The organism is Neisseria sp. P0009.S010, assembly GCF_051958545.1.
Classification (GTDB): domain Bacteria; phylum Pseudomonadota; class Gammaproteobacteria; order Burkholderiales; family Neisseriaceae; genus Neisseria; species Neisseria subflava_A.
The window spans coordinates 1-23249 of the sequence record NZ_JBQCVH010000009.1 but is presented as its reverse complement, the minus strand read 5'-3'; the positions used below and the strand labels follow the sequence as shown (position 1 = coordinate 23249).

29 protein-coding genes and 1 other RNA gene are annotated in these 23249 nt (G+C 47.9%); 11 read left to right on the top strand and 19 right to left on the bottom strand.

Annotation, left to right across the window (positions count from 1 at the left end; translation table 11 throughout):
• Positions 1-81: 81 nt before the first annotated feature.
• From ACTHSN_RS09470 to ACTHSN_RS09425, 10 genes are all read right to left on the bottom strand, one after another.
• Positions 82-408 (bottom strand): hypothetical protein, encoded by a 327-nt coding sequence (locus tag ACTHSN_RS09470; protein ID WP_107791905.1) that lies wholly within the window; start codon positions 406-408, stop codon positions 82-84.
• Between the two features lie 358 nt (positions 409-766).
• Positions 767-1024, bottom strand: coding sequence for a helix-turn-helix domain-containing protein (locus tag ACTHSN_RS09465; protein WP_107791904.1), 258 nt, complete (start codon positions 1022-1024; stop codon positions 767-769).
• Between the two features lie 124 nt (positions 1025-1148).
• A complete protein-coding gene (locus ACTHSN_RS09460; RefSeq protein WP_049344708.1) occupies positions 1149-1379 on the bottom strand; it encodes a helix-turn-helix transcriptional regulator in 231 nt (76 codons plus the stop codon).
• 134 nt (positions 1380-1513) lie between these two features.
• Positions 1514-2449, bottom strand: a complete 936-nt coding sequence (locus tag ACTHSN_RS09455) for a hypothetical protein (protein WP_070646834.1) — start codon at positions 2447-2449, stop codon at positions 1514-1516.
• A 55-nt stretch (positions 2450-2504) separates the two neighbouring features.
• Positions 2505-2816 (bottom strand): helix-turn-helix domain-containing protein, encoded by a 312-nt coding sequence (locus ACTHSN_RS09450; RefSeq protein WP_070460005.1) that lies wholly within the window; start codon positions 2814-2816, stop codon positions 2505-2507.
• Complete coding sequence (locus ACTHSN_RS09445) at positions 2813-3181, bottom strand: type II toxin-antitoxin system RelE/ParE family toxin (RefSeq protein ID WP_107723098.1); 369 nt, start codon at positions 3179-3181, stop codon at positions 2813-2815. Before ACTHSN_RS09445 ends, ACTHSN_RS09450 begins: the two co-directional genes overlap by 4 nt.
• A gap of 31 nt (positions 3182-3212) precedes the next feature.
• On the bottom strand, positions 3213-4436 hold the full coding sequence (locus tag ACTHSN_RS09440) for a tyrosine-type recombinase/integrase (protein WP_440365277.1): 1224 nt from the start codon (positions 4434-4436) through the stop codon (positions 3213-3215).
• A gap of 278 nt (positions 4437-4714) precedes the next feature.
• Positions 4715-5077: a transfer-messenger RNA gene (gene ssrA, locus ACTHSN_RS09435) on the bottom strand.
• 112 nt (positions 5078-5189) lie between these two features.
• Positions 5190-6404 carry a pyridoxal phosphate-dependent aminotransferase gene (locus tag ACTHSN_RS09430; protein ID WP_070460010.1) on the bottom strand — a complete coding sequence of 405 codons (1215 nt, stop codon included), beginning with the start codon at positions 6402-6404 and terminating at the stop codon, positions 5190-5192.
• 84 nt (positions 6405-6488) lie between these two features.
• Positions 6489-6704, bottom strand: coding sequence for a tautomerase family protein (locus tag ACTHSN_RS09425; RefSeq protein WP_049333410.1), 216 nt, complete (start codon positions 6702-6704; stop codon positions 6489-6491).
• Positions 6705-6869: 165 nt separating this feature from the next.
• On the opposite strand from ACTHSN_RS09425, the gene ACTHSN_RS09420 reads away from it, so the two are divergent.
• Positions 6870-7469, top strand: a complete 600-nt coding sequence (locus tag ACTHSN_RS09420) for an MlaC/ttg2D family ABC transporter substrate-binding protein (protein WP_070460013.1) — start codon at positions 6870-6872, stop codon at positions 7467-7469.
• A 62-nt stretch (positions 7470-7531) separates the two neighbouring features.
• Here the strand turns inward: ACTHSN_RS09420 and efp are convergent, their stop codons facing one another.
• From efp to ACTHSN_RS09405, 3 genes are read right to left on the bottom strand one after another with little or no spacing between them, the layout of a single operon-like run.
• Positions 7532-8092 carry an elongation factor P gene (efp, locus tag ACTHSN_RS09415; RefSeq protein ID WP_036490530.1) on the bottom strand — a complete coding sequence of 187 codons (561 nt, stop codon included), beginning with the start codon at positions 8090-8092 and terminating at the stop codon, positions 7532-7534.
• A gap of 42 nt (positions 8093-8134) precedes the next feature.
• Positions 8135-9292: an elongation factor P maturation arginine rhamnosyltransferase EarP gene (earP, locus tag ACTHSN_RS09410; RefSeq protein WP_070460016.1), complete on the bottom strand. Its 1158-nt coding sequence runs from the start codon at positions 9290-9292 to the stop codon at positions 8135-8137.
• A gap of 31 nt (positions 9293-9323) precedes the next feature.
• Positions 9324-9602, bottom strand: coding sequence for a hypothetical protein (locus tag ACTHSN_RS09405; RefSeq protein WP_003747149.1), 279 nt, complete (start codon positions 9600-9602; stop codon positions 9324-9326).
• Between the two features lie 102 nt (positions 9603-9704).
• On the opposite strand from ACTHSN_RS09405, the gene nadE reads away from it, so the two are divergent.
• Complete coding sequence (gene nadE, locus ACTHSN_RS09400; RefSeq protein ID WP_070460019.1) at positions 9705-10493, top strand: NAD(+) synthase; 789 nt, start codon at positions 9705-9707, stop codon at positions 10491-10493.
• Between the two features lie 68 nt (positions 10494-10561).
• Here the strand turns inward: nadE and ACTHSN_RS09395 are convergent, their stop codons facing one another.
• On the bottom strand, positions 10562-10762 hold the full coding sequence (locus ACTHSN_RS09395; RefSeq protein WP_070460022.1) for a protein MIGRI: 201 nt from the start codon (positions 10760-10762) through the stop codon (positions 10562-10564).
• Between the two features lie 116 nt (positions 10763-10878).
• On the opposite strand from ACTHSN_RS09395, the gene metX reads away from it, so the two are divergent.
• Together metX and metW are read left to right on the top strand one after the other, a co-directional pair.
• Positions 10879-12018 carry a homoserine O-succinyltransferase MetX gene (gene metX / locus ACTHSN_RS09390; protein ID WP_003747142.1) on the top strand — a complete coding sequence of 380 codons (1140 nt, stop codon included), beginning with the start codon at positions 10879-10881 and terminating at the stop codon, positions 12016-12018.
• Complete coding sequence (metW, locus tag ACTHSN_RS09385; RefSeq protein WP_049322294.1) at positions 12015-12596, top strand: methionine biosynthesis protein MetW; 582 nt, start codon at positions 12015-12017, stop codon at positions 12594-12596. The genes metX and metW overlap by 4 nt, the downstream gene beginning before the upstream one ends.
• A 94-nt stretch (positions 12597-12690) precedes the next feature.
• Here metW and ACTHSN_RS09380 read toward each other — a convergent pair whose 3' ends face one another.
• Both ACTHSN_RS09380 and ACTHSN_RS09375 read right to left on the bottom strand, forming a co-directional pair.
• The gene (locus ACTHSN_RS09380; protein WP_070460025.1) at positions 12691-13155 is read right to left on the bottom strand and encodes a low molecular weight protein-tyrosine-phosphatase; all 465 of its coding nucleotides are present in this window, start codon (positions 13153-13155) and stop codon (positions 12691-12693) included.
• Positions 13156-13241: 86 nt separating this feature from the next.
• Positions 13242-14342, bottom strand: coding sequence for a conjugal transfer protein (locus ACTHSN_RS09375; protein WP_070460028.1), 1101 nt, complete (start codon positions 14340-14342; stop codon positions 13242-13244).
• A gap of 206 nt (positions 14343-14548) precedes the next feature.
• On the opposite strand from ACTHSN_RS09375, the gene gloA reads away from it, so the two are divergent.
• The 3 genes from gloA to ACTHSN_RS09360 all read left to right on the top strand — a co-directional run bounded on the left by gloA (position 14549) and on the right by ACTHSN_RS09360 (position 16095).
• Entirely contained in the window at positions 14549-14962 is a 414-nt protein-coding gene (gloA, locus tag ACTHSN_RS09370) for a lactoylglutathione lyase (RefSeq protein WP_003685011.1), read from the top strand.
• 84 nt (positions 14963-15046) lie between these two features.
• Positions 15047-15256 (top strand): hypothetical protein, encoded by a 210-nt coding sequence (locus ACTHSN_RS09365; protein WP_063075460.1) that lies wholly within the window; start codon positions 15047-15049, stop codon positions 15254-15256.
• A gap of 2 nt (positions 15257-15258) precedes the next feature.
• The gene (locus tag ACTHSN_RS09360) at positions 15259-16095 is read left to right on the top strand and encodes a hypothetical protein (protein ID WP_440365276.1); all 837 of its coding nucleotides are present in this window, start codon (positions 15259-15261) and stop codon (positions 16093-16095) included.
• 125 nt (positions 16096-16220) lie between these two features.
• On the opposite strand, the gene ACTHSN_RS09355 is transcribed toward ACTHSN_RS09360, so the two are convergent.
• Together ACTHSN_RS09355 and ACTHSN_RS09350 are read right to left on the bottom strand one after the other, a co-directional pair.
• A complete protein-coding gene (locus tag ACTHSN_RS09355) occupies positions 16221-16970 on the bottom strand; it encodes a lysophospholipid acyltransferase family protein (protein ID WP_049322297.1) in 750 nt (249 codons plus the stop codon).
• A 56-nt stretch (positions 16971-17026) separates the two neighbouring features.
• On the bottom strand, positions 17027-17782 hold the full coding sequence (locus ACTHSN_RS09350; protein ID WP_101755559.1) for a GNAT family N-acetyltransferase: 756 nt from the start codon (positions 17780-17782) through the stop codon (positions 17027-17029).
• Positions 17783-17960: 178 nt separating this feature from the next.
• Between ACTHSN_RS09350 and ACTHSN_RS09345 the strand changes: the two genes are divergently transcribed.
• The 3 genes from ACTHSN_RS09345 (at position 17961) to ACTHSN_RS09335 (ending at position 20436) form a co-directional block, all read left to right on the top strand.
• A complete protein-coding gene (locus ACTHSN_RS09345; protein WP_440365275.1) occupies positions 17961-18893 on the top strand; it encodes an AEC family transporter in 933 nt (310 codons plus the stop codon).
• A gap of 182 nt (positions 18894-19075) precedes the next feature.
• Positions 19076-19549: an iron-sulfur cluster repair protein DnrN gene (gene dnrN / locus ACTHSN_RS09340; RefSeq protein ID WP_004519850.1), complete on the top strand. Its 474-nt coding sequence runs from the start codon at positions 19076-19078 to the stop codon at positions 19547-19549.
• Between the two features lie 161 nt (positions 19550-19710).
• Positions 19711-20436: a hypothetical protein gene (locus tag ACTHSN_RS09335; protein ID WP_070460044.1), complete on the top strand. Its 726-nt coding sequence runs from the start codon at positions 19711-19713 to the stop codon at positions 20434-20436.
• Between the two features lie 41 nt (positions 20437-20477).
• Here ACTHSN_RS09335 and ACTHSN_RS09330 read toward each other — a convergent pair whose 3' ends face one another.
• On the bottom strand, positions 20478-21443 hold the full coding sequence (locus tag ACTHSN_RS09330) for a tRNA dihydrouridine synthase (protein ID WP_049333384.1): 966 nt from the start codon (positions 21441-21443) through the stop codon (positions 20478-20480).
• A gap of 83 nt (positions 21444-21526) precedes the next feature.
• On the opposite strand from ACTHSN_RS09330, the gene ACTHSN_RS09325 reads away from it, so the two are divergent.
• Positions 21527-23101, top strand: a complete 1575-nt coding sequence (locus ACTHSN_RS09325; RefSeq protein WP_107791896.1) for a glycosyltransferase family 2 protein — start codon at positions 21527-21529, stop codon at positions 23099-23101.
• Positions 23102-23249: the final 148 nt, after the last annotated feature.

The window sequence follows — 23249 nt, the reverse complement described above, 5'->3', positions numbered from 1 at the left end:
AGTTTGCCCTATGCCGTCTGAAATAGGCGGCATAAAGGCGGGTAAATTTCAGGGAATAAGAGGGCTTAGCCGTCTGAATCGTCAGGGCGCTGAGACGGGGTCAGTTTGAATGTATCCCGCAAGCTCGGATGACAAATCGAAAGATTCCAAGTTTTCCGCATGGGGGACTAGGGTTTGAATGACTGTGGCAAGGCGTGCCGTGCTTCCGCTCGCACTTATGGGGGCGTTGCGGACGGAATGGGCGGCCATGTTGTCGCAAATGGTGTCGATGATTGCGCCCGTATTGGCGATAAATTCGCCGCCGTAGTACAGCGCGTCCATGATGCGGTTTGCCAGCTCTAAGGGGATGGTTACCGTTTGGGCTTGATTTTGAATGGTTTGGATTTGGGTAGAATTTGAAGATTTCATGAGGTGCTACCTTTCTGTTTGGCTAATGCCTCCTCCGTTCTCACACGGTAGGGCGGCGGGCAAAGGCAAGGTGTGAGAAACTGGCAAACAGTACCAGCGGGCGTGCGCCCTCCTTGCCCCGCCCACCATGAAAGGTAAAGCTAGGGGATAGATACAAAAAAAACCGCTAGGCGGCTTTGTATCTGCCTGTTTGTTTCAGCTTCTCACGGCTGACCTGCTATTGAACAGGTTTGCTAATCTTGCCGTTTTGCGTGGTGTTTGTAAATACTTTTCAGACGGATTTTTATAAATGTCTGATTCTGCTTTTAATTAAAAGGGGCTATGCCTTGCCTAGCACGTTTTACAAGCGCGCTTGGCATTATGACTTACTCCTTTCCGACACCAGCAAAGAAAACCGCCCGCGTTTCACGGTTGCCCCGAATTGGTTTTTTACATCTTCCATCACGGTTATGATTTCATGCCCTGCTCTGCGAAGCTCCATAATGCGTGAGTTATAGCCAAGTATGCCCATTTGGGAAAGCTCCCATGATGTAACGCTTCCCTGTCTTAATCGGTTTAAAACGCGCTCTTTTTGGCTTGGCGTTTTGGGCTTGTTATTGATACAATCAAGTTTCATAATCTACTCTTCTTTCTGCCGTCTGAATGTCCGTTCAGGCGGTTTTATTTTTTAAAAATCAGGTCTTGAGTTACAATCGCGCGCGCGGGCGCGTACTGTTACGAAAACTCCTGTTCTCCTTTCATTAGCTTGCCTGTTCTGTAAGCCATTTCTTCACTTCTCCTGCTACATAAAAGCGGCTGCGCGTGCCTGTGATTTGGCGTGATTGCGGGAATTGTCCTGCTGCTTCCAGTCGTCTGATTTGGCTGCTGCTCAAGCGAGTGATTCCGCGCCGTCCTTTCGCTTGGCTGGTCTCAAGTTCTGCAATAGTTAATTGCGCGGTATCAGGTAAGCTGTCGATATTGATAATGTGCATTTATTGCCTCCGTTTGGTTAATCACGCCTGCGGGTTGCTGGCGTTTCGATAGGCACAAATATAGCCGCCTCAATGGGCGGCTGTTTAGGCAGTAGCGTGTTGATTTCATGAAATAGCGTGTTGATTTCATGAAGTCAGCTAGTTGATTTCATGTTTTGCTCAAATTTTTTTATCCACTCTACAACCGTTCTTTCTGTTGGAACATCAGGGGCGGGGATTTCACCGTTATTAATTTTACGGATAATCAGGCTGATTAATTCAGCTTTTCCTCCTCTTTGATTTAACTTTCCCTTTCTTTCCTCCAATAACTGATTTACGGCTGCTATCGTTCCTGCTTTTTCATAAGGGCTTTGCTTGGCTTTTCCTGCTCTTTTAGCGTTTTCCGAAATTGCATTTTCTTTTACTTCTTTTATAAGTTTCTTCAGTTCCTCATCTCTCTGACTGCTCATAAAATCATATTCAGCAATCCTTAAAATGTTCCATGCCCTCAATAAATCGCTCACTGCATTTTTTCTATGAAACTCTTTCCATTCTTGAAGAGGGATTGGAAAATCTATATCACTTGCTTCATCTTCAACAGTTTGTGGGCAAAACCCACTCATAGCATTTTCAAAATGCTTTAAAGCTAAAACTGCGACTAATTCAAACTCTTTTACATTTGGAAGCTCATCATCTTCATCATCTATCCCATATCTCTCAACATACCCTAGTAGCGCTTCATAATCTTCAGTGTTTTCCTCTGTTTCTAAGTATGATGTCTCTTGAATATATTCGATAGCTCGATGTGTTGGATAACAATTTACCTCTCCATCTGAATAATCCCACTCGAACAAATTATGCAGACTATCATCAAAGTGAAGGGCTTCTTTTAGTTCACGAATGGCTGTATCTTCTTCCTCTTGAAAATAATATTCGATGTTTTCATCAATCAATCTAATAGCATATTCAATTTGCTCATGCGTCCTGTTCTGCAACAATCGCTTTAACGCTGCTAACAGTCTGCTTGTAGCTGGTGCTGAAAAGCTACTAGCCTGCCAAGCCAAATTTTCTAATTCTTCCCATGTTCTCATTATGTTAGCCTTAAATTTCCCCGATAACTTGAAGCGGATATTTTCAGACGTATTTTTAGGCAATCGCCTCAATTCCCTTGTTCTTGACGATAGTAAGCAGCTTCAAAGCCGCGCCGCTCGGCTTTTTAATACCCCGCTCCCATTCGGAAACTTGGTTTTTGCCGATGTTTAGATACATGGCAAAAGCGGCTTGTGATAATGCTTCGCGCTCTCTGATTGCCTTGATGTCTTCGCCGCTCAATGGTTTGATTTCGGTCAGGCATGATTTGTCAAAATCGCGCATGGTTTTTTTGTCGATAATGCCGATGTCGTGCAAACCCTGCATGGTTTCATGTATTGCTGCAAAAATCTCGCTTTTGTATTTCATGGCTGTATCTCCGTGAAAGTGCCGTTTGATTTGGCTTGTTCTATGTCGGTTTCCGTCATTGCCAAGATGATGGCGGCGGCTTTCTTTAATTCTGCAAGTTCTTTGTTCGTGATGTTTTCGCGGTCGTTCTTGGCAAAGGCAGTCATGAAAAACGCCCGTTCCCCGCGCCTGAAAAATATCAGACTACGATAACCGCCACTTCTGCCTTGCCCTTGCCTTGCTATGCGCTGCTTGATAACGCCGCCGCCTAAATCTGCGTCTATCACTCCTTTATCTGCCCGCTCTACCGCTTCTATTAGCTCGGAATCGCTGATTTTGTGCTTCTTGGCAAATTTCGTTATCCACTGGTTTCTGAATATCCGCATGGTTTTCTTTCGTAATGCTTAAGATGATAGTTTATTCTGCCGTTTCCTGCAATACGCCTGAATGTGCTTTCAATTCATCAAGATAATCAGCCCATTTTTGAACCATATCGGCGCGCTGTTCTAAATATTCCGCGTGGTTATATGCCGCCCTTGTCGTGTTGGGGTCTTTGTGGGCTAGTTGTCGCTCTACCCAATCGGCGTTATAGCCCATCTCATTCAATATCGTGCTGGCTGTATGCCTAAAGCCGTGCTGTGTGGTTTCTTCCAAGAATCCCAGACGGTCTAATGCTTTCCGTATCGCCCCCTCGCTCAAGGGCTGTTTTTTGCTGGTGTTACAAAATACATATTCATAATGCCCTGTTACTGGTTTCAAGCCGTCCAGTATTGCTAAGGCTTGGCGGCTCAAGGGGACAATATGGTCTATCTTGTTCTTCATGTTTACGCCGTCTTTATAGTATTGCTGCTCCTCCCAATCAATTTCACACCAGCGCAATAAACGTAATTCGGAAGGGCGGGCAAACACATAAGGGGAAAGCTGTAATAGGGCGCGTGTTTGCGGAAAGCCAGTGTAACCGTCAAAAGCCCGTAACACTTCGCCTAGCTTTTGCGGGTCTTTAATGAAACGGTAATGTTTCTGTTCCACCTTTGCCAGCTCTCCCCGCAATTCGGCGGCGGGATTGAATAGGCTCAAGCGAAGTTTCACGGCATATTTGAAAACTTGATTTACTACGTCATAAATTTTTTGTGCCGTGTCATATTTCCCCGCCGATTCCAGCCTCTGCAACAGTCCTAAAACCTCAAGCGGCATGATTTCGTCTATTTTGCGTGTTGCAAGGTCAGGGAAAATATGAAGCTCAAGGCTGCGGATAACTCTTTGTGCATGGTCGGGCTTCCATTTATTCGGCTTCGCTACTTGGTCGCTGTGCCATTTGCGCGCAATAGCCTCAAATGTGTTTTTTAGCTGTTCTGCCTGCCTCTGTGCTTTGTCTTGCTGGTGTAGCTTAGGGTCTATCCCTTTGGCTATCAGCCCGCGCAATTCTTCGCGTTTTTCTCTTGCTTCTTTTAAGCTGATTTCAGGATAGACACCCAGTCGCATTTCATCGCGTTTGTTGTCGCTTGGCCGGTAGTAACGAAAACGCCAGTATTTGCCGTTTCCCTTTGCTTGAAGATATAACCCTCCGCCGTCTGATAATTGATTCGGCGGTTGTAGTTTTTTGCATTGGCTATCTGTAAGCGGTAGCGTCTGTTTAGGCATTTTTAATCCAGTTTGGGGTAACTTTTAAAAACTCATTAAGCCATTGTTAATAATTGGTTTTATGGACTTTTGGGGTAACTTGTTTAAAAAAATAGGGCTAATTTGCCCACTTTTCGGGCTTGTTTTTTGGGTAATTCCTGAAAAGTTACCCTAAAAGTTACCCTATAAATGACGAAAACTCAAGCATACGCCAGCATATTCAAGGTAATAAAAAAGCCTTGAAACCGTTATGGCTCAAGGCTTTATGCGTATTACAGGATACTGCTGAAAATTCGGTATGGTGGAGGCGGGGGGAATCGAACCCCCGTCCGAAAGTCCTCTACAGAGCGTTCTACATACTTAGTTGTGTCTATTTAGAATCTCGTCCCCATCATGCCGACCAACAGGCCTTCAGGGAACCAGTTACCTTAAATCTCGTTTCCTGCCAAGTAACCCGACAGAAAACCAGTCAATGTAGAATGACGTTGCGGTAGCTTGCGCTACACAGCCCATTGACCAACTGCTGCAACGGCAGGCCTTAAGCGGCCAGTGCGTAAGTTTCGTCGTTTGCGACTATTTTGATTCAGTGTTTAACGGGAAATCTGAGACCCCGGTATGCCCGCATCTGCTTTGCAACCCCCGTCGAAACCAAGATCGCCCCCAGATAGGGAAAGTCGATTATACGCATGTCGGCGGGCTTTGCCAAGTTGCTGTTTGATTAAAAAGGCCGTCTGAACAGCGGTTTGCTTTTTCAGACGGCCTCTTTGTTTAGGTTTATTGACGGTAGTTTTGCAGGAAGCGTTCGAGTTTGCCCATGGCCTCTTCAATTTGATGAACGGGCGGCAAGGTAACGATACGGAAGTGGTCGGGGCGTATCCAGTTGAAGCCTGTGCCTTGGACGAACAGGACTTTTTCACGTACGAGTAAGTCGTAGATGAATTTCATGTCGTCGTGGATGCTGTACATTTCGGTATCGATTTTAGGGAACATATACAATGCGCCCATGGGTTTGACGCAGGATATGCCGGGAATCTGGTTGACCAGTTCCCATGCTTTGTTGCGTTGCTCGAGCAGGCGGCCGCCTGGGAGGAGGAATTCGTTGATGCTTTGGTATCCGCCCAAGGCCGTCTGAATGGCGTGTTGCATGGGTGTGGTGGCACAAAGGCGCATAGACGAGAGCATGTCCAAGCCTTCGATATAGCCTTTTGCATGATGTTTCGGACCGTTGAGTATCATCCAGCCTTGACGGAAACCGGCAACGCGGTAGGCTTTCGAGAGGCCGTTGAATGTCACGGTCAGGAGGTCGGGGGCGAGCGCGGCGATATGGTGGTGTACTGCGTCGTCGTAGAGGATTTTGTCGTAAATTTCGTCGGCAAAAATAATCAGGCCGTGTTTGCGCGCTAATTCGGCGATTTCGAGCAGGATTTCTTTGCTGTACACCGCGCCTGTCGGGTTGTTGGGGTTGATGACGACGATGGCTTTGGTTTTAGGCGTAATTTTGGCTTCTATGTCGGCCAGGTTGGGAAACCAGTTGTTTTCTTCGTCGCATAGATAATGGCGGACGGTGCCGCCTGCCAGTGTCGCGGCGGCGGTCCACAAAGGATAGTCCGGTGCGGGAATCAGGATTTCGTCGCCGTCGTTGAGCAGCGCCTGCATGGACATGGTAATCAATTCGGAGACGCCGTTGCCGATGTAAACGTCGTTGACTGTAACGTCGAGCAGTCCTTTGGTTTGGTAGTAGTGGACGATGGCTTTGCGTGCGGAGTAAAGGCCTTTGGAGTCGCAGTAGCCTTGCGAAGTCGGCAGGTTGCGGATGACGTCAACCAAGATTTCGTCAGGCGCTTCAAAGCCGAACGGAGCCGGATTGCCGATATTGAGCTTGAGGATTTTGTTGCCTTCTTCTTCCAGTTGCAGGGCTTTTTTGTGAACCGGGCCGCGGATGTCGTAGCAAACGTGGTCCAGTTTGGATGATTTGGGAAATTTCTCCATGATGTGTGTTCCGTAAAATTGTTAACAATGGGATAAATGTACTCTTTTTGCGGGTAAATTAAAAGGGTTTCAGACGGCCAAGGCTTACTTATTGCGCGCTTCGGCACGGCGAACCGTCACGCTTTTACCGCCTATGCCCCAGTTGTCCATATCGATTTCGTCGATGACGACGACGGTTGTCTCAGGGTTTTTGTTGAGAACGCGTGAGAGTAATTCGGTGACGCCGCGGATCAATTCGGCTTTTTGCTCCGCGCTCGGGGCTTCGTTGCCGCCGGTTACTTTGATGTTGACGTAGGGCATGGCTTCCTCCTTTGAAAATAACGTTTATATGTTATCTTATTTTTATCAGGCCGTCTGAAATTTAATTGCAGGATTTTTCATTGCTCATGCCTGCTTTTACAAAGAATTAAGTTTTTTGGAATAGATTGTTTTTACAATGCGGTTTTATTTTGGATGGATATTGTCATGAACCGTTTTTTTCAGACTTTGATTGTGGCCGCGCCGATGGTAATTGCCGCGCCTTATGTGGCGGCGGAAACGCATCCGGCACAAAAGCAGATGCAGCAGAACATTGATGCCGTGTTGAAAATTGCACGCAATACGTCTTTGACAGAGGCGCAACGCGTGAAACAGGTTGAGCAGTATGCCAACCGTTATTTGGATTATGAGCGTATTTCGGCTTTGGCGGTCGGTGCGCCATGGCGTGAATTTTCTGCCAAGCAGAAAACCGATTTTATCCGTGCATTCAAAGATATGGTCATTGCGATGTACTCGCATTCCGCGTTAATTGGCGCGGCGGATGCAAATGTGCGCCTGTTGCCGAAGATGACGGCAAACGGCAATAAGTTTGACGTTTTCTCGGAAATTCAAACCAAAAAAGGTACGAAGTATGAGGTGGCTTACCAACTTTACCAAAGCGGCGGTGTGTATAAGATTTACAACATCCGCGTGGACGGTACCAGCTTGGTAACGGTATACCGCAATCAATTTGGCGAGCTGATTAAGAGCAAAGGCATTGACGGTACGATTGCCACTGTCGAAGCCAAGGGCTTGAAGAAACAATAAGGCAGATTGATAAAAGGCCGTCTGAAACTTGTTTCAGACGGCCTTTTTGTATTACGGGCTGATTAGGCGCGTTTGCGGAATTCGCCGGTACGGGTATCGATTTCGATTTTGTCGCCGTTTTCGATGTAAGACATCACTTGGATTTCAGTGCCGCCGACCAGACGTGCGGTTTTCATCACTTTGCCGGAAGTATCGCCTTTAACGGCAGGCTCGGTGTATTCAACTTCGCGAACGATGATGGTAGGCAATTCTACGGAGATTGGGTTGCCTTCGTAGAAAGTGACTTCGCATTGGTCTTCCATGCCGTCAACGATGAATTTCAACGCGTCGCCGATGTTGTCGGCTTCGATTTCGTATTGGTTGAATTCTTCGTCCATGAAGACGTACATTGGGTCGGCAAAGTAGCTGTAAGTACAGTTTTTGCGGGACAGGATCACGACGTCGAATTTGTCGTCGGCTTTGTAAATGGTTTCAGTAGCGGCACCGGTCAGCAGGTTTTTCAGTTTCATGCTGACTTTGGCGGAAGAGCGGCCGCCTTTGATGTATTCGGTTTTTTGAACGACCATAGGATCGTTGCCGACCATGAATACGTTGCCGGCGCGCAGTTCTTGTGCTGTTTTCATTGTGGTTTTCCAATCAAATCGGTTGTAATAAAACGCGCTATTTTAGCGTATTTTTTTGTGCTTTGAAATAAAGGCGGCAAGTTTTTCGACGGCACTTTTTTGGGCAAAAAGTCCGTCCCGCCATTTTGCCGCGCTTTGCCGCCATTCGTTTTGGTGTGCCGTCAGGGTTTGCCATGCTTGCAGGCGCTGGCTGTCGCTGAGTGCTTCGCCGTTGTTGAGTTCGTTGGAAAGGCGGCGGTGTGCCGTGGCGACAACATCCGGGTAAACTTGATGCGCTTTGTCCCAAAAAGCGTGCAGCTTGTCGAGATGGATATTTTCTTCTTGCGGATAGATGTGCCAAAAGAAAGGTTTTCCGGCGAGCTGGGCGCGAACAAAGCTGTCTTCGCCGCGTATGACGGCGCCGTCGGCAAGGTTGAGCAGTTTGTCGAAATCTTGTTGGGCAACGAAAGGGATTTTGATCAGGGTAACGTGTCCGCTCTGATATACATCGCCGTCTTCAAGCATGGTGTTTTGCGGCACTAGGCCGCTGTTTTTCAGGCTGGCGATGATTTGTGTACCTGCAAGCAGCAAGGTAATGGGTTGGCCGGCCTGTTGCCACATGGTCAGCCATTTTGCCCAAATATCGCTTTGATAGCCGAAAAGCAGCCATTCGAGCGTGTTTTTTGCGGGAAGTTTGAGTTGTCGGCGTAAGGTTTCCGTATCAAAGCGGGCAAATTCGGCGTAATTGCGTTCGCGCAGCAGGCCGCCGCTTTTTTCGCTGAAACCCATAAACCAAAAGTATTTCTGTATGCCGCCGGCTTGGGGCGAGGGCATTAAGTGCAGCCTCTCGTTGCTGTCTTCCGCGCTGAGGTATTCCCAGTTGAGCCAAAGCGGTCGGTGTCGGCGGATGATGGATTGAACGTTGTCGGGCAGTTCGCAGGCGAAGGTTTCGATGACAATGTCGGGGGTAGGGGCTGTATCGGTATCTTCGGCATGGTCGGCTTGCCAAGCGTGAATGCCGATGCCTTGATGAATATTGGGAATCGAGGCCAAATCAGGACAAAGTGCTTGAAGGGACGGGAAATCGTCTGTCCACAAATGCACTTGACAGCCGAGTTCGCGTTGCAAAATACGCGCCAGCCGCCATGAAACGCCGATGTCACCGAAGTTGTCGATGACGTTGCAGAAAATCCAGCAGGTATAAGGTAGGGGAGTGTTCATGGGAAAATATGCCCAAGGCCGTCTGAAAACATCAGAATGCGCCGAAATAGTGGAACAAATAAACAATCAGCAAAACAATCGGGATAAACATCCATATGCTTTGCCGTTTCAATTCGGGCTCTTGTTTGAGGTGGTGTTTGATGACGTCAAAGAGGACGAATTTGAATAGGAACGTGGCTTCGCAGGCAAGGATGATGCCGTTGATGAGGTGTTGCGTTTTGTCTTCGGGCGGGTTGAGGGCAAACCACAAAAGGGTGGCAAGCGGAATCAGGCAGACGGCGAGCCAGCGCAAAAGAATGGGTTTGGACATGGTGTGTGTGCAAGAAATAAAAGAAGCATTATACCCTGTCGTCTTTCAGACAAGTGCAAATCAGGCTATCATTCGGTTTATTTGAAGCGAACATTTATCCCTATGCAAACCCAAGCCATCATCCGCCATATCGTTCAATGGCTCAAAGATTACGCCGAGCAGGCGCGTGCCAAAGGTTTTGTCGTCGGCGTATCCGGCGGCATCGATTCTGCCGTGGTTTCCACACTTGCCGCGCAAACCGGTTTGTCGGTTTTGTTGTTGGAAATGCCGATTCGTCAGAAATCCGACCAAGTCAACCGCGCACAAGGACACATGGGCCGTCTGAAACAGCGTTATCCTAACGTAAAAGCGCAAAGCGTTGATTTGACTCCGGCGTTCGATACGTTTGCCGATACCGTTGACGTCAGCGAAACCGAATTTCCCAACAAACAGCTGGCACTGGCCAATGCACGCAGCCGCCTTCGCATGACGACGCTTTATTATTACGGCCAGCTGCATGGTTTGCTGGTGGCGGGGACGGGCAACAAAATTGAAGATTTCGGCGTCGGTTTCTTCACCAAATACGGCGACGGCGGCGTGGACATCAGCCCGATTGCCGATTTGACCAAAACTCAAGTGTACGCGCTGGCAGCCGAGTTGGACGTATCGGAAGACATTCAAAAAGCCGTACCGACAGACGGCCTTTGGGATACCGAGCGTACCGATGAAGAGCAAATGGGCGCGTCTTATCCCGAACTGGAATGGGCGATGAGCGTGTACGAAAGCCACAAGCCTGAAGATTTTGAAGGCAGGCAGCGCGAAGTTTTGGCAATCTATACCCGATTGCACAAAGCCATGCAGCACAAAGTCAATCCGATTCCGGTTTGCAAGATTCCGGAAGAGTTGTTTTAAATTTGAACATCAAAAGGCCGTCTGAAAACGCTGGATTAAGGTTTTCAGACGGCCTTTTATATTTTATTTCAATAAGAATTGGGAATATGCTTGAAAAACAGCATTATCAGATACCAAAACAGCGTAGCCGCCGCCGCCCCCAGCAATACCCACGCGCTGATTTTGGCGATTTCCCGAATGGTGCGCTTTTGTTGGCGGCTGAACAGACGGTTCACAATCAATGCCGCGATGGCGCAAAAGAAAAAAAATCGCAAAAGCCTGCCTATCATTCCACATCCTCCCAAAAATATTGCCTCTAATTAGGGCAGGCCGTCTGAAGCCTCATGCACAAAACAAAAACGAAACGTTATAATACCCCTTTTGCCGCATCACTTGGAAATTACAAATGACAACAAATGCCTCAGTGGGCATTGTAACGCCCCGGAAAATTCCGTTTGACACACCGCTTGCTCTGGAAAACGGCAAAACCTTACCTCGTTTCGACCTGATGATTGAAACCTACGGCACGCTCAATGCCGACAAAAGCAATGCCGTCCTTATCTGCCACGCCTTATCAGGCAATCATCATGTTGCCGGCAAGCACAGTGCGGAGGATAAATACGCCGGTTGGTGGGACAATATGGTCGGCCCCGGCAAACCTATCGATACCGAACGCTTTTTTGTGGTCGGTTTGAACAACTTGGGCGGCTGCGACGGCAGCACCGGCCCTTTGTCCGAGAATCCTGAAACCGGCCGCGAATATGGTGCGGATTTTCCGGTTGTAACCGTCAAAGACTGGGTGAAGTCCCAAGCCATGCTTGCCGATTATCTCGGCATTCAAAAATGGGCGGCCGTTGTCGGCGGCAGCTTGGGCGGCATGCAGGCATTGCAATGGACGATTTCTTTGCCCGAACGCGTTGCCCACGCGCTCGTTATCGCTTCTGCGCCCAAACTTTCCACCCAAAACATCGCGTTTAACGATGTTGCCCGTCAGGCGATTTTGACCGATCCCGATTTCCACGAAGGTAATTACCGCAGCCATCATACCGTTCCTTCACGCGGTTTGCGTATCGCGCGCATGATGGGGCACATTACCTATCTTGCCGAAGACGGTTTGGGTAAAAAATTCGGCCGCATTTTAAAATCAGACGGCTATCAGTACGGCTACGGCGTTGAATTTGAAGTGGAATCTTATCTGCGCTATCAAGGCGACAAGTTTGTCGGCCGTTTTGATGCCAACACTTATCTGCTGATGACCAAGGCACTCGACTACTTCGACCCGGCCGCCGATTATGGCCACAACCTCACGCGAGCCGTGGAGAATGTGCAGGCCAAATTTTTTGTCGCGAGCTTTAGCACCGACTGGCGCTTCTCGCCGCAACGTTCGCATGAATTGGTCAAGGCATTAATCGCTGCGCAAAAATCCGTGCAGTACATCGAAGTCAAATCCAATCACGGCCACGATGCCTTCTTGATGGAAGACGAAGCCTATATCCGCGCGGTTACCGCTTACATGAACAACGTTTACAAGGACTGCCAACAATGAATCTGCGCGACGATTTGCAACTCATTTACGATTGGATACCCGAAGGCAGCCGCGTACTCGATTTAGGTTGCGGCGACGGCGAGCTACTGGCCGCGTTGGTAGCGCATAAAAACTGTGCCGGTTATGGCATTGAAATCGATACCGACAGCGTGATTGCCGCCATGACCCGCGGTGTAAACGTCATTCAGGCCGACTTGGAAGAGGGTTTGGCGGCATTTGGCGATCAAAGTTTTGATGTGATTGTCTTGAGCCAAACCATTCAAGCCATGCAGAACACGGAAAAAATCCTGCGCTGCCTGATGCGCGTGGCCAAACAGGCCATCGTCAGCTTCCCTAACTTCGGCTACTGGCGCAACCGCTTTCAAATCGCCGTCGGTGGCCATATGCCGGTTTCCGAGCGGATGCCGTATCATTGGTACGATACGCCCAATATCCATTGGTGTACCCTCAAAGATTTTGATTTACTGTGTGCCAAAAACAAAATCCGTGTGCTTGAGCGTGCGGTCATGACGGGCAACCGACAGGTCAAACATCTGCCGAATTTATTGGGCAGCCTGGCGTTTTACCGCGTGGGTTGATACGGCAATCAATAAAGGCCGTCTGAACAGGTCATCACGAAAGCATGGCTTTTGCAAATATCTGTTCAGACGGCCTTTTATTGTTAAAGTCGGTTTAAGCCTGTTTCAATTTTTCCAACAAGGCCAAACTGCCGGCATCGACCAGACGGTAGGTTTCGTCAAAGTCGCCCGTGTACCACGGATCGGGAACGTGGTTGTACCCTGAATCGGGGATAAGGTCGGTCAGTTTGAAGATTTTGCCAGGGTGGAAACCGAGCTGCTTTTCAGTTTCTCTGAGGTTGTTGTCGTCCATCACGATGATGTAGTCGAAATGCTCGGCATCGCTGGGTTTGATTTTGCTGCTGGTAAAGCCTGACGGGTCGATGCCGTGTTGCTTGAGTGCGCGGCGCGTGCCTTCGTGCATGTCTTCTCCGTCGTGCCAACCTGATGTGCCTACGCTGGCAGTAATGACAGCATTGCCCATGCCTGCTTCGCGGGCGCGATGGCGCAGGACGTATTCGGCCATGGGGGAGCGGCAGATGTTGCCGAGGCAGACGAAAAGGATTTTGTGGGTTTTCATGTTTGTGAAAATGAGCGGTAAGGTTTGAAAATCAATGCAACACGCTAAACCGTTTTCAGACGGCCTTGGCGTGTTGCATTTTCAATTTAGTTTACATTGCTGAAGAAAGGATTATGGCCTTCTAGTTTCAACGCTTGGGCATAAGTAGGGATGTTCTCGTTTTCGCCCAATGGGTCGTGCAGCAGGTAGAGGTGCTCGATTCGGCATTCGGCCATCAGGTCGAGGAAGTTTTGCTGAACGATAGCGATATTGTCGGTTGATGCCAGCTCCCAAGTGAAGGTCTGCGGAACGATTTCAAACGCGCTGTCGGTCGCGTTGAAGCTGAACTGGAGTTTGCCGTCCGCTTTTGCAGCGGCAACAACGCCGACGCGCGGGCTTTGCATACGGATGGCGCGGATGGCGTTGGTGGCAAAAACGTCCATGGCCATGCGTTGGCGGGTGTGGCTGCCGTCGGTAAGCGCGTCAAGCGGCGTATTGGGCGAGAGCGGGTTAGTAAAGAGGGTAACGCCGTCGAGGGCGAGATGCTCTTGCCAAACCTGCATCAATGGCAGGCCTGCCTGTTGCAGGTTGAGTCCCAAAGCCGTCTGAATGTCTTTATTGCCGTAGCCCAGCGCGTAAACAACATGGACGGATTGACCTTCGGGCAGCGTCAATGGTTTGTATTCGAATTTTTGCAGGAATGCGCCTGCCGCTTCATCGTTTTGCTTGGCTTGGAACCATTCGCCCGGGGTAACGCTGCTCAAATCGGTAGATTGGACGAGGTAGGGCAGCCATTGCGTGTTTTGCGTGAGGGCGCGCAGATTAGGGTAGTTTTGCAGGCAGGCGAAGAGGGCTTCGGTAGGCAGCGTGAGCGGCAGGGTTTGTTCTTTTTTGCAACCGGCGACCAAAACGACAGGCAGGGCAAACCATTGGGCTTCGTTATCGTTTTCTGCCTTCAGGACTTCGCCCACGCTTTGAATCAGGCTGGTGTAAGTGCCGACATCGGGCGCCATGGTCATCGCCAATGAAAGGTTGATGTAATGGTTTTGGCTGAGCATGGTGCGGATTTCGGTTTGCAGTTGGCCGGCCGAAAGCTTGCGTGATGCGGAGGAGGAGTTGTGTGCCAGCTGATAGGCATTGAGCAGAAGGTAGTTTTTGATAGGGCTTTGCGGATAAGGGCGGGTATCGGGAAGAACAAAGGTTTTCATGACGGTTTGAAGTGTTGTGTTGTAAGTGTGGCGATTATAGCAATTTAGTCAGTCGGTGTGCTTGTTAATACATGAAATTCAAATGGCGATAGAGGATACGCTTCATTTCTACACGGTGTATGTATCGGCATTTTCTAAGATGAGGGGGGCAAATGCCCGATGTGTTATAATCCATGACCAAACATAATTCAGAAAGGAACAAAATCATGCGCTTGCTTCATACTATGCTGCGTGTCGGCAATCTCGAACGCTCTTTGGATTTCTATCAAAACGTATTGAATATGCAACTGCTGCGCCGCCGCGATTATCCTGAAGGCCGTTTTACTTTGGCTTTTGTTGGTTATGGCGATGAAGCGGACCATACTGTTTTGGAACTGACCCACAACTGGGATACCGAGTCTTACGACTTGGGCGATGCTTACGGCCATATCGCGATTGAAGTCGATGATGCTTATGCGGCGTGTGAACGTGTCAAAGAGATGGGCGGCAAAGTGGTACGCGAAGCCGGTCCGATGAAACACGGCACGACTGTGATTGCGTTTGTTGAAGATCCGGACGGCTACAAAATTGAATTTATTCAAAAGAAAAGCGGTAGCGATTCAGTGCAATATTCATCTTAATCAGTGGATCATATTTTACCTCAAGTTGAATTTAAACGGATTCCTGGCTTTGATGAATTACCAAAACATGTTTAGAACGAATTAATGAATCATCCTAAGAACTTGCAACCTTTACCAAAATACTTAAATTCTTCAAAAGGATCTAAAATAGAAACTGGTACTTCTGGTTGGGCGCACTATGTTAAGGAAGGGAAAGATATTTCGCCTAACTACAGAAAATTCCTTGCTCGAAGACAAGAAATGATGCGAGATTTAGTTAATAAGAAAATTAAGGAAATAAGCAAAGGGAAATAGATATGAAGTTTTTCAATAAAGATGATTTAGAAAAACATTTTACTTATGTTTTTTATAGTTTTAAAAATATTGAACATGATAAATTAAACATAGACGATATTACTCGAGAGTATGATGGGCTTAATTTTTTAAATTCAGGAGAGGTTAATAGTAAATTAATATCCTCTTTTAAAAATATCATGCCAATAACATGTCAATATTTAACTAAAGGGAAATTCTTTTATGCAATAGAAAAATCAGAAATTCCAGTTATGGATGATATTACACAATTTGGCATCATTATTAATGATGTGGTGTACTATATTAAATATAACCCATATCATGATAGAGGTTTAGAGGAAGTAGCCTTTATTCCTCAGGAAATCCTTGATTCATGGTTATACCTTAGTAGTAGATGGTGTAGTGCAGAAAGTATTGTTCCTAATATTTATAAGAGCAATCTTCCGTCACTTCTCTTGATGCCTCTTCATTCAATTATAGAAGGTTTTGAAGATAGCCATGGCGTTGCTCTTCCTGAATATACTGAATTTTTAGAGCAGAAATTTCATCATGCTTTTAGACAAAGCTATGACGATGATAAATTCAATGATGGCGAAAAATATTTTGAATTAAGATGTTTACTAGATACCCGTGCCAATGACGATTGGAGTAAAACAGGATATCAATTATTTGTGTCTTCACATAATGATGAGCGTAATGTTTATGTGATACCAAGAGCGGATGTGATGGGTATTAAAAAGTTAACGAATCCAGCAGAGGTAATAGATCGTTATGCTGCTCATTTATTCTCACGTGCTGAGGGCGAATTTGACTTTATGCAATATGCAGAAGATTTTTAGTTATTTGTAGCTAAACTGATTGAAAGTACGGTTAAAAATTATTCCGTTTTTAACCGCACTTTATTTTCAGCAGACATAAGATAATGGAAAAGGCCGTCTGAATATTCAGACGGCCTTTTGTTTGATCAGCCCAACTGTTTTTGCTTTTCGCTCAACAGGGCGTGTACGTGAAGCGCGGTGGCGTAGCGGTCTTCTCCCGCTTCAATCGGATCGAGGAAATGCAGCTCGACCGTGCTGGAGGGCTGGCTGATGACCATGCAGATGGATTGCCAGAGGCTGATGTCGCCGTAGTAGGCAGTGTGCGGATTAGGGCTGCTGCCGTCCGGATTCGGATAGCGGCAGAGTGCCGGAATAATCGGTACGCCTGCATCGTAGGCCGTCTGAAAAAAGCTGGGTTTGAACGGCAGGATTTCACGGCCTTCGGTACTGGTGCCTTCGGGGAAAATGGTGACGGTATCGCCGTTTTTCAGTGCTTCGGTCACGCCTGCAATTTTGGCGGAGTTGCCTTTGATGCCGCGGTTGCGCGAGACGTAAACCGTTTGCGCTTGCGTGGCGAGGTAACCGACCACCGGCCATTTGGCTACATCGTCTTTAGCCACGAAACGGCCGGGGAATGCGCCGTTGACCGCCATAATATCCAACCATGAAATATGGTTGCTGATAAGCATTTGGCCGCGGCCTTCTTGCGGCGGCGTGCCGAAAGTTTGCAGTTTCATGCCGCAGGAAGCGAGCACGCGCAGCGACCATAATTGGATCGCGCGCAGTTTGCGTTTGCTGCTGTAAAAGGGAAACAGAAAAAACATTTCGGCCATGCCGTACAAAAGGCAGCCGGCAATGCAGAGAAGACGGAAGATAAAACGGATTTTGGCAGTCATTGTGTGTGTTTTTATAAAGATTAGGCAGGCCGTCTGAAGTTTCAGACGGCCTTTTATTATGAATCGGTTTTAGGGGCAAAACGCTGCAAGTAGCGGTCGGAAAGGTGGCTGATGTCCATCATGATCAGCACATCCGCGCAGTTGAATGCTTCATCGACGCAAGGCTCGCCGCAGAACCACGCGCCTGCTTTGAGATAGCCTTTGATCAGTGCGGGTACAGGCGGATTTTCAGACGGCGTGATGCTGTCCCATTTGAGCGGGTTGAGCGGTTTGACGCGCCATTGTTCCGGAGCGAGGTATTTGTCTTTCAAAGCATGATACAGGCCCGCCGCATCGTTGCCGCCGTCGCGCATTTCGATACTGCCGCAACCAATCATAAAGCGCAGGTTTTCGTCTTTCATGAATTTGACCAAACCGGTCCACAACAGCATGACCAAGCCGCCGTTGCGGTAGTCCGGGTGAGTACAGGCGCGACCGAGTTCGACGGTTTGCGGCAGGATGTCTTTCAAAGGCTCAAGGTTGAATTCATGCTCGCTATACCAGCCGCCGACTTTTTTTGCGGTTTCTTCGGTAATCAGGCGGTAGCAGCCGATTACCTCGCCGGTTGCATCGTCGAAGGCGAGCAGGTGGTGGCAATGTTCATCATAAGGATCGACATCGCGGCCGTCATCGCTTTCGATTTCCGCCCCCAATTCTTGGGCAAAAACTTGATAGCGCAATCTTTGGGCGGCTTCGATTTCAGCTTGGGTTTCTGCAAGGCGTACGCTCAGGCCGATTTTGGGGCCCGTTTGATTGAAACGGCTGGGGGACATGATGTTTCCTGTTTGAAGAAAATGGCTGATTATAGCGGATATACAGACAGATTTATATTGATTTGCTTTGCGGTAGGGCAAATTATGTCGGGTTGTTGGAAAAAGGCTTCAGGCCGTCTGAATTTGGCATGCGAAGCGGTAGAAGCGTAAAATCAACGTTTTTGCCGCTTTTTTTATTATGGAAACCTCTTTCCTGCTTGCCGGAAAAATTACCGAGCTGACGCTGATTGTTTTGATGGGCGTGGCCTTGGTGAAGGCAGGGCTGTTGAAATCGGAAAACAGCTACACGCTCTCCGTCATCGCGCTTTACCTGATCAGCCCGTCCGTCATGATTCACGCTTTTCAGATGGACAATACGCCGCAGATTATCGAAGGGCTTAAGCTTTCCGTCATGCTGGCGGTGTTTTTCCATGTGGTATTGATTGTTTTGGGCAGGTTGTTTAAACACTTGTTCAAACTCGATTCACTCGAACACGCGGCGACGGTGTACAGCAATTCGGGCAACCTGATTATCCCTTTGGTAATGTCGGTCTTTGGTGCGGAATGGGTGATTTACACCAGCGGTTTTATCATGGTGCAGACGTTTTTATTTTGGACGCATCTGCGCCTGTTGATTTGCGGCCGAGGCAATGTGGCTTGGAAAACCATTTTCACCAATATCAACATCTTATCCATGCTGGTCGGGCTGCTAATGTTTACCTTTCAAATCAAGCTGCCGCACATTGTCGATAATACTTTGGCGACGGTGGGCGGTATGATTGGCCCGGTTGCCATGTTGGTGGCGGGTATGCTTTTAGCTTCCTTGCCGCTACGCTCGATTATGTGGACGCCGAGGCTTTATCTCGTTGCTTTTTTAAGGCTGATTTTGATTCCGGTATTATTGCTTTTCGCCGTCAAAGTTTGCGGTTTTGCCCATCATGATGCGCATGCGGATACGGTTGTGTTAATCAGCTTTTTGGCAACGACTTCGCCTGCCGCTTCGACAGTTACCCAAATGGCGGTTGTTTACGGCAAAAATGCCCAAAAAGCCAGCGCGATTTATGGGCTGACGACCTTGCTTTGCGTGGTAACCATGCCGGTAATGATTGCCTTATATCGTTGGATTATTTAAGAAAAGGGCAGGCTGTCTGAAACTTTGACTTTATGTTTCAGATGGCCTGTTTGGTATTTTAATTTTGAAAATAACTTTTATTATCAATTAATTAAGCAATTAAAAAACTATACAAAGCCGTTTGCAGCGTGTATCCTTATGTCTAACATTCATCCAATATCAATCTTTAAAGGAACACAGCCATGACCGACTTTACCGTTTGGGAAACCGCACCTTTCAATTCTACGATTGACCATATCCTGCAGCGTTACCACAATGTCCACCGCGCCCAGTTTGAAGAGTTGGTTCCGCTGGCGCAAAAAGTGGCGCAGGTTCATGCCGATACTTTCCCTGCCGAAGTTCCTGATTTGTTGGCCTATATGCAAAACGAGCTGTTGATGCACATGATGAAAGAGGAGCGCATGTTGTTCCCGATGATTAATCAGGGTGTGGGTCGTGGTGCAGCAATGCCCATCAGCGTGATGATGCACGAGCATGAAGAACACGACCAAGCCATCGCGCGTTTGGAAGAATTGACCAACAATTTTGAGCTTCCCGAAGGCGCTTGCGGCAGCTGGACCCGTTTGTACACTTTGGCCAAAGAGATGGTGGATGATTTGAAAGACCATATCCATTTAGAAAATGAGATTTTGTTCCACCGCGTTTTGGCTTCTTAAAATTTGAGCTTAATCAAGGCCGTCTGAATGTTCAGACGGCCTGTTGTTTAATCCCTTGCTAATTTAGTGCAATAGTTCTAAAATTTTAATAAAGAAAGAAACAAAATTAGGCAGTAAAGGCACACATCCGTTCTTTTGTTTACTTGAGAAGGAGTTTATGAATGAAACATTCTAAAGTTTTACTATCGGGTATTCTGTTTGCTGCTGTGACTGCATGCGCCCAAACGACGGACGGAGACTGGAGCGCCCTGCAGGATGCGAAAACAGGCGTGCAGTCGCGGCCTTATTATGAATTTGGCAATGTACTTCAGAAGATTTCTTTTAAGAAAACCGGTAATCCGGAAAATGGTCTGAAAAAGCCTGTCTTGACAGTGTATCGTCAGGGCAAGCTGTTGGGCGAAGCATATAATTTGGAAGCATCTTATGGCAGCCCCTTGTTGCCAACCCTGTTTTTGGTAAACGGCAAGTCATTAAATATTAATGACGACAATGATAGAAAACTGTTGGCTACTGCTAAGAGAGTCGATTTTTACGATTTCGGACGTAGTCGGATCGGCCATGCAGTCTTTACCGCGCCTAACGGCATCTGTCAGGATATGAAACACGGCAAAGGCGTTTCCTACAAGCTGGTTACCAACTATGTTAATTTTCCGGATTATCCTTCGCCTGAAAATATCTTGATTATTACTGCGCAAGGCAAATATGAGCAAGACGGTTTTATATTGGATTCCACTGAGTCAAGGGTGACCAGTGCCAATAAAGAGTTTGCCAGAAAATATGGTGAAGCCCTGAAATCCAAGAATGGCCCTGAGACCAGACAGGTGAATATGGCTAATGCAGCCAGTGCAGAAAAAGGCAGACTGTTGGCTGATTATATCTGTCAGTAATCATATTAAAGGCCGTCTGAAATTCAGACGGCCTTTTTGAATCATGAATGCATCTCTTGTTCAAATGACAGCAGAATCTGTTTTACTTCATCCGCTTCTTTAACGGCGCGGATACGGTCAAACAATACCTGCGCCTGTTCAAACTCTTTTTTCATCATGCCCAGCCACTGTTTCAAGCGGGCAACCGGATATTTGTTGTTGGCTTCTTTGGCAAGGCATAAGTCGAAGAATTGGACTATCCATGAGGAGACTTCGGCAAAGTCGGTATCTTTGACTGTTTCGCCGTTTTCATATTGCTTGATTTGCCGCGCCAAGTCGGGACGGATAACTGCGCCGCGCCCGAGCATCACGCTGTCGCATCCGCTGACGGTTTTAATGTCGAGATAGTCTTGAAGGCTGAATACATCGCCGTTGGCAGTAACGGGAATACTGACTGCATCGCGGATTTTGCGCACCCATTCCCAATGTGCCGGCGGTTCGTAGCCTTCGACTTTGGTGCGCGCATGGACGGTTAATGCACATGCGCCGCCGTTTTCAATCGCGGAAGCACATTCCAATGCCAGACTTTTATCTTCATAACCGAGCCGCATCTTGGCAGTCAGCGGAATGTGTTGCGGAAGGCGTTGGCGCAGGGTGTGGACGATGTGGTAAATCAAGTCGGGCTCTTTGAGCAAGACCGCGCCGCCTTTGTGTTTGTTGACCGTCGGTGCGGGGCAGCCGAAGTTGAGGTCGATTTTGTCCGCCCCGAAACGCACGGCTTCTAAAGCATTGACGGCCATGTTTTCCGCATCGCTGCCCAAAAGTTGGACAGTACAGGGCGTGCCGGCCGGCGTGCGGTTGGCATGGGCGATTTCGGGAACATATTTAAGCCAAGTGGCGCGTGAGTGGACCGTGTGCGTAATGCGGACAAATTCGCTGACGCATTCGTCAAATCCGCCAATGCGCGTCAACAGGTCGCGCATCACATCGTCCACCAGCCCCTGCATGGGGGCAAGAATAAGCTGCATGGGTCAGGCCGTCTGAAAAAAGGAGGACATATTGTAGCGGTATATCGGTTAAAATACAGCTTCCTTTTTCAGACGGCCTTTTTATGATGCACACAATTCCGGCAACCGCCGCCATGTTGGTAAAAAATTCAGAACGTTATCTTTCAGAAGTTTTGAGTGCGCTGAAAGACTTTGACGAAGTCCTGCTGTTGGACAACGGCTCGACCGACCGTACTTTTGAAATTGCTAAGGGCTTTCCCAATGTCAGCTATTACAAGCATGACTTTATCGGGTTTGGCCCGATGAAAAATCTGGCGGCCAGACTGGCGCAAAACGATTGGATTTTCAGCATAGACAGTGATGAAGTGGCGGATGAGGCTTTAATCGAATCCATTCGTGCGGCCGTTTTGGAAAATGAGAAGGAACATATTTTTTCGCTTTCCCGTCTGAACCATTACCACGGCAGACTGATTAAAGGCTGCGGCTGGTATCCGGATATTATTCCGCGCCTTTATCATCGCAGATTTAGCCGTTTTTCCGACCGTCAGGTGCATGAGTCTTTGGTGTTGCCGCAGGAAGCCAAGGTTAAACAACTCGATGGCCGTCTGAAACATTATTCTTTTGAAAACGCCGAAGGGCTGATTCAGAAAATGCAGCAGTATAGCTCACTGTATGCGGAAGAAAACCGCTTCAAGAAAGACAGTTCGCCGTTTAAGGCTTTGTTGCATGGCGGCGTATCGTTTGTGAAAAATTACCTGCTCAAGCGCGGTTTTGCTTATGGTGCGGACGGCCTGACGATTTCAGTTTCCAACGCACAAGGTTCGTATTACAAATATGTCAAACTCTACGAGCGCAACCGCACGATAACCGTCTCCCTCATCATCACCACTTACAATCGCCCCGATGCTTTGGAGCTGGTGTTGAAATCGGCTTTATCGCAAACCCGTCTGCCGGATGAGATTATTGTCGCGGATGACGGCTCAAGGCAGGAAACCGCCGAAGTGGTTGATTTTATCCGCCGCAGGACAAGTATTCCCGTTAAGCATTCATGGCAGCCGGATAGAGGCTTTCGTGCTGCCGAATCGCGCAACCGTGCGTTGGCGCAGGCGAAAAGCGATTATATTGTGTTGATTGACGGCGATATGGTTTTGGATCCGTCTTTTATCGCCGATCATTTGAAGATTGCCCGCAGAGGCCGTTTGATACAGGGTTCCCGCGTGATTTTGACTGAGGATAAAACGCAGGATATTTTGGATGAAGGCGATTTGCCTGCTTTGTCTATGTTCAGCTCAGGGATAGAAAAACGGCTTTCCGCCCTGCGCTGCCGTTGTTTGGCCAAATTGGCAGGCCGAAAAGGCAACCGCAAACATAAAGGCATCAAAACCTGCAATATGGGCTTTTTCCGCAGCGATGCGCTTGCCGTCAATGGGTTTGACAATAGCTTTGTCGGTTGGGGCAGGGAAGACAGCGAATTTGTCGCCCGTTGCTATCATAACGGGATGAAACGCCATAATTTGAAATTTGCCGGCATTGCGTACCACCTCTGGCACAATGAGGCAGAACGCGATTCTTTGCCGCAAAACGATGCCTTGTTGGAGGCAACCTTGTCGGAACGCAAAATCCGCTGTGTTCATGGCGTATCGGATTTTATAAAAGATGAAGAAGTAGCCGGGAAATAGCCTTATCATCTTTTTAAACCATAGAGGCCGTCTGAAAAAATCAGACGGCCTTTTTTGTGCTTTTAATGAGTCTGAGACCTTTGCAAAATTCCTTTCCCCCAACAGCCGAAACCTAAACACAGGTTTTCGGCTGTTTTTGTTTCGAATA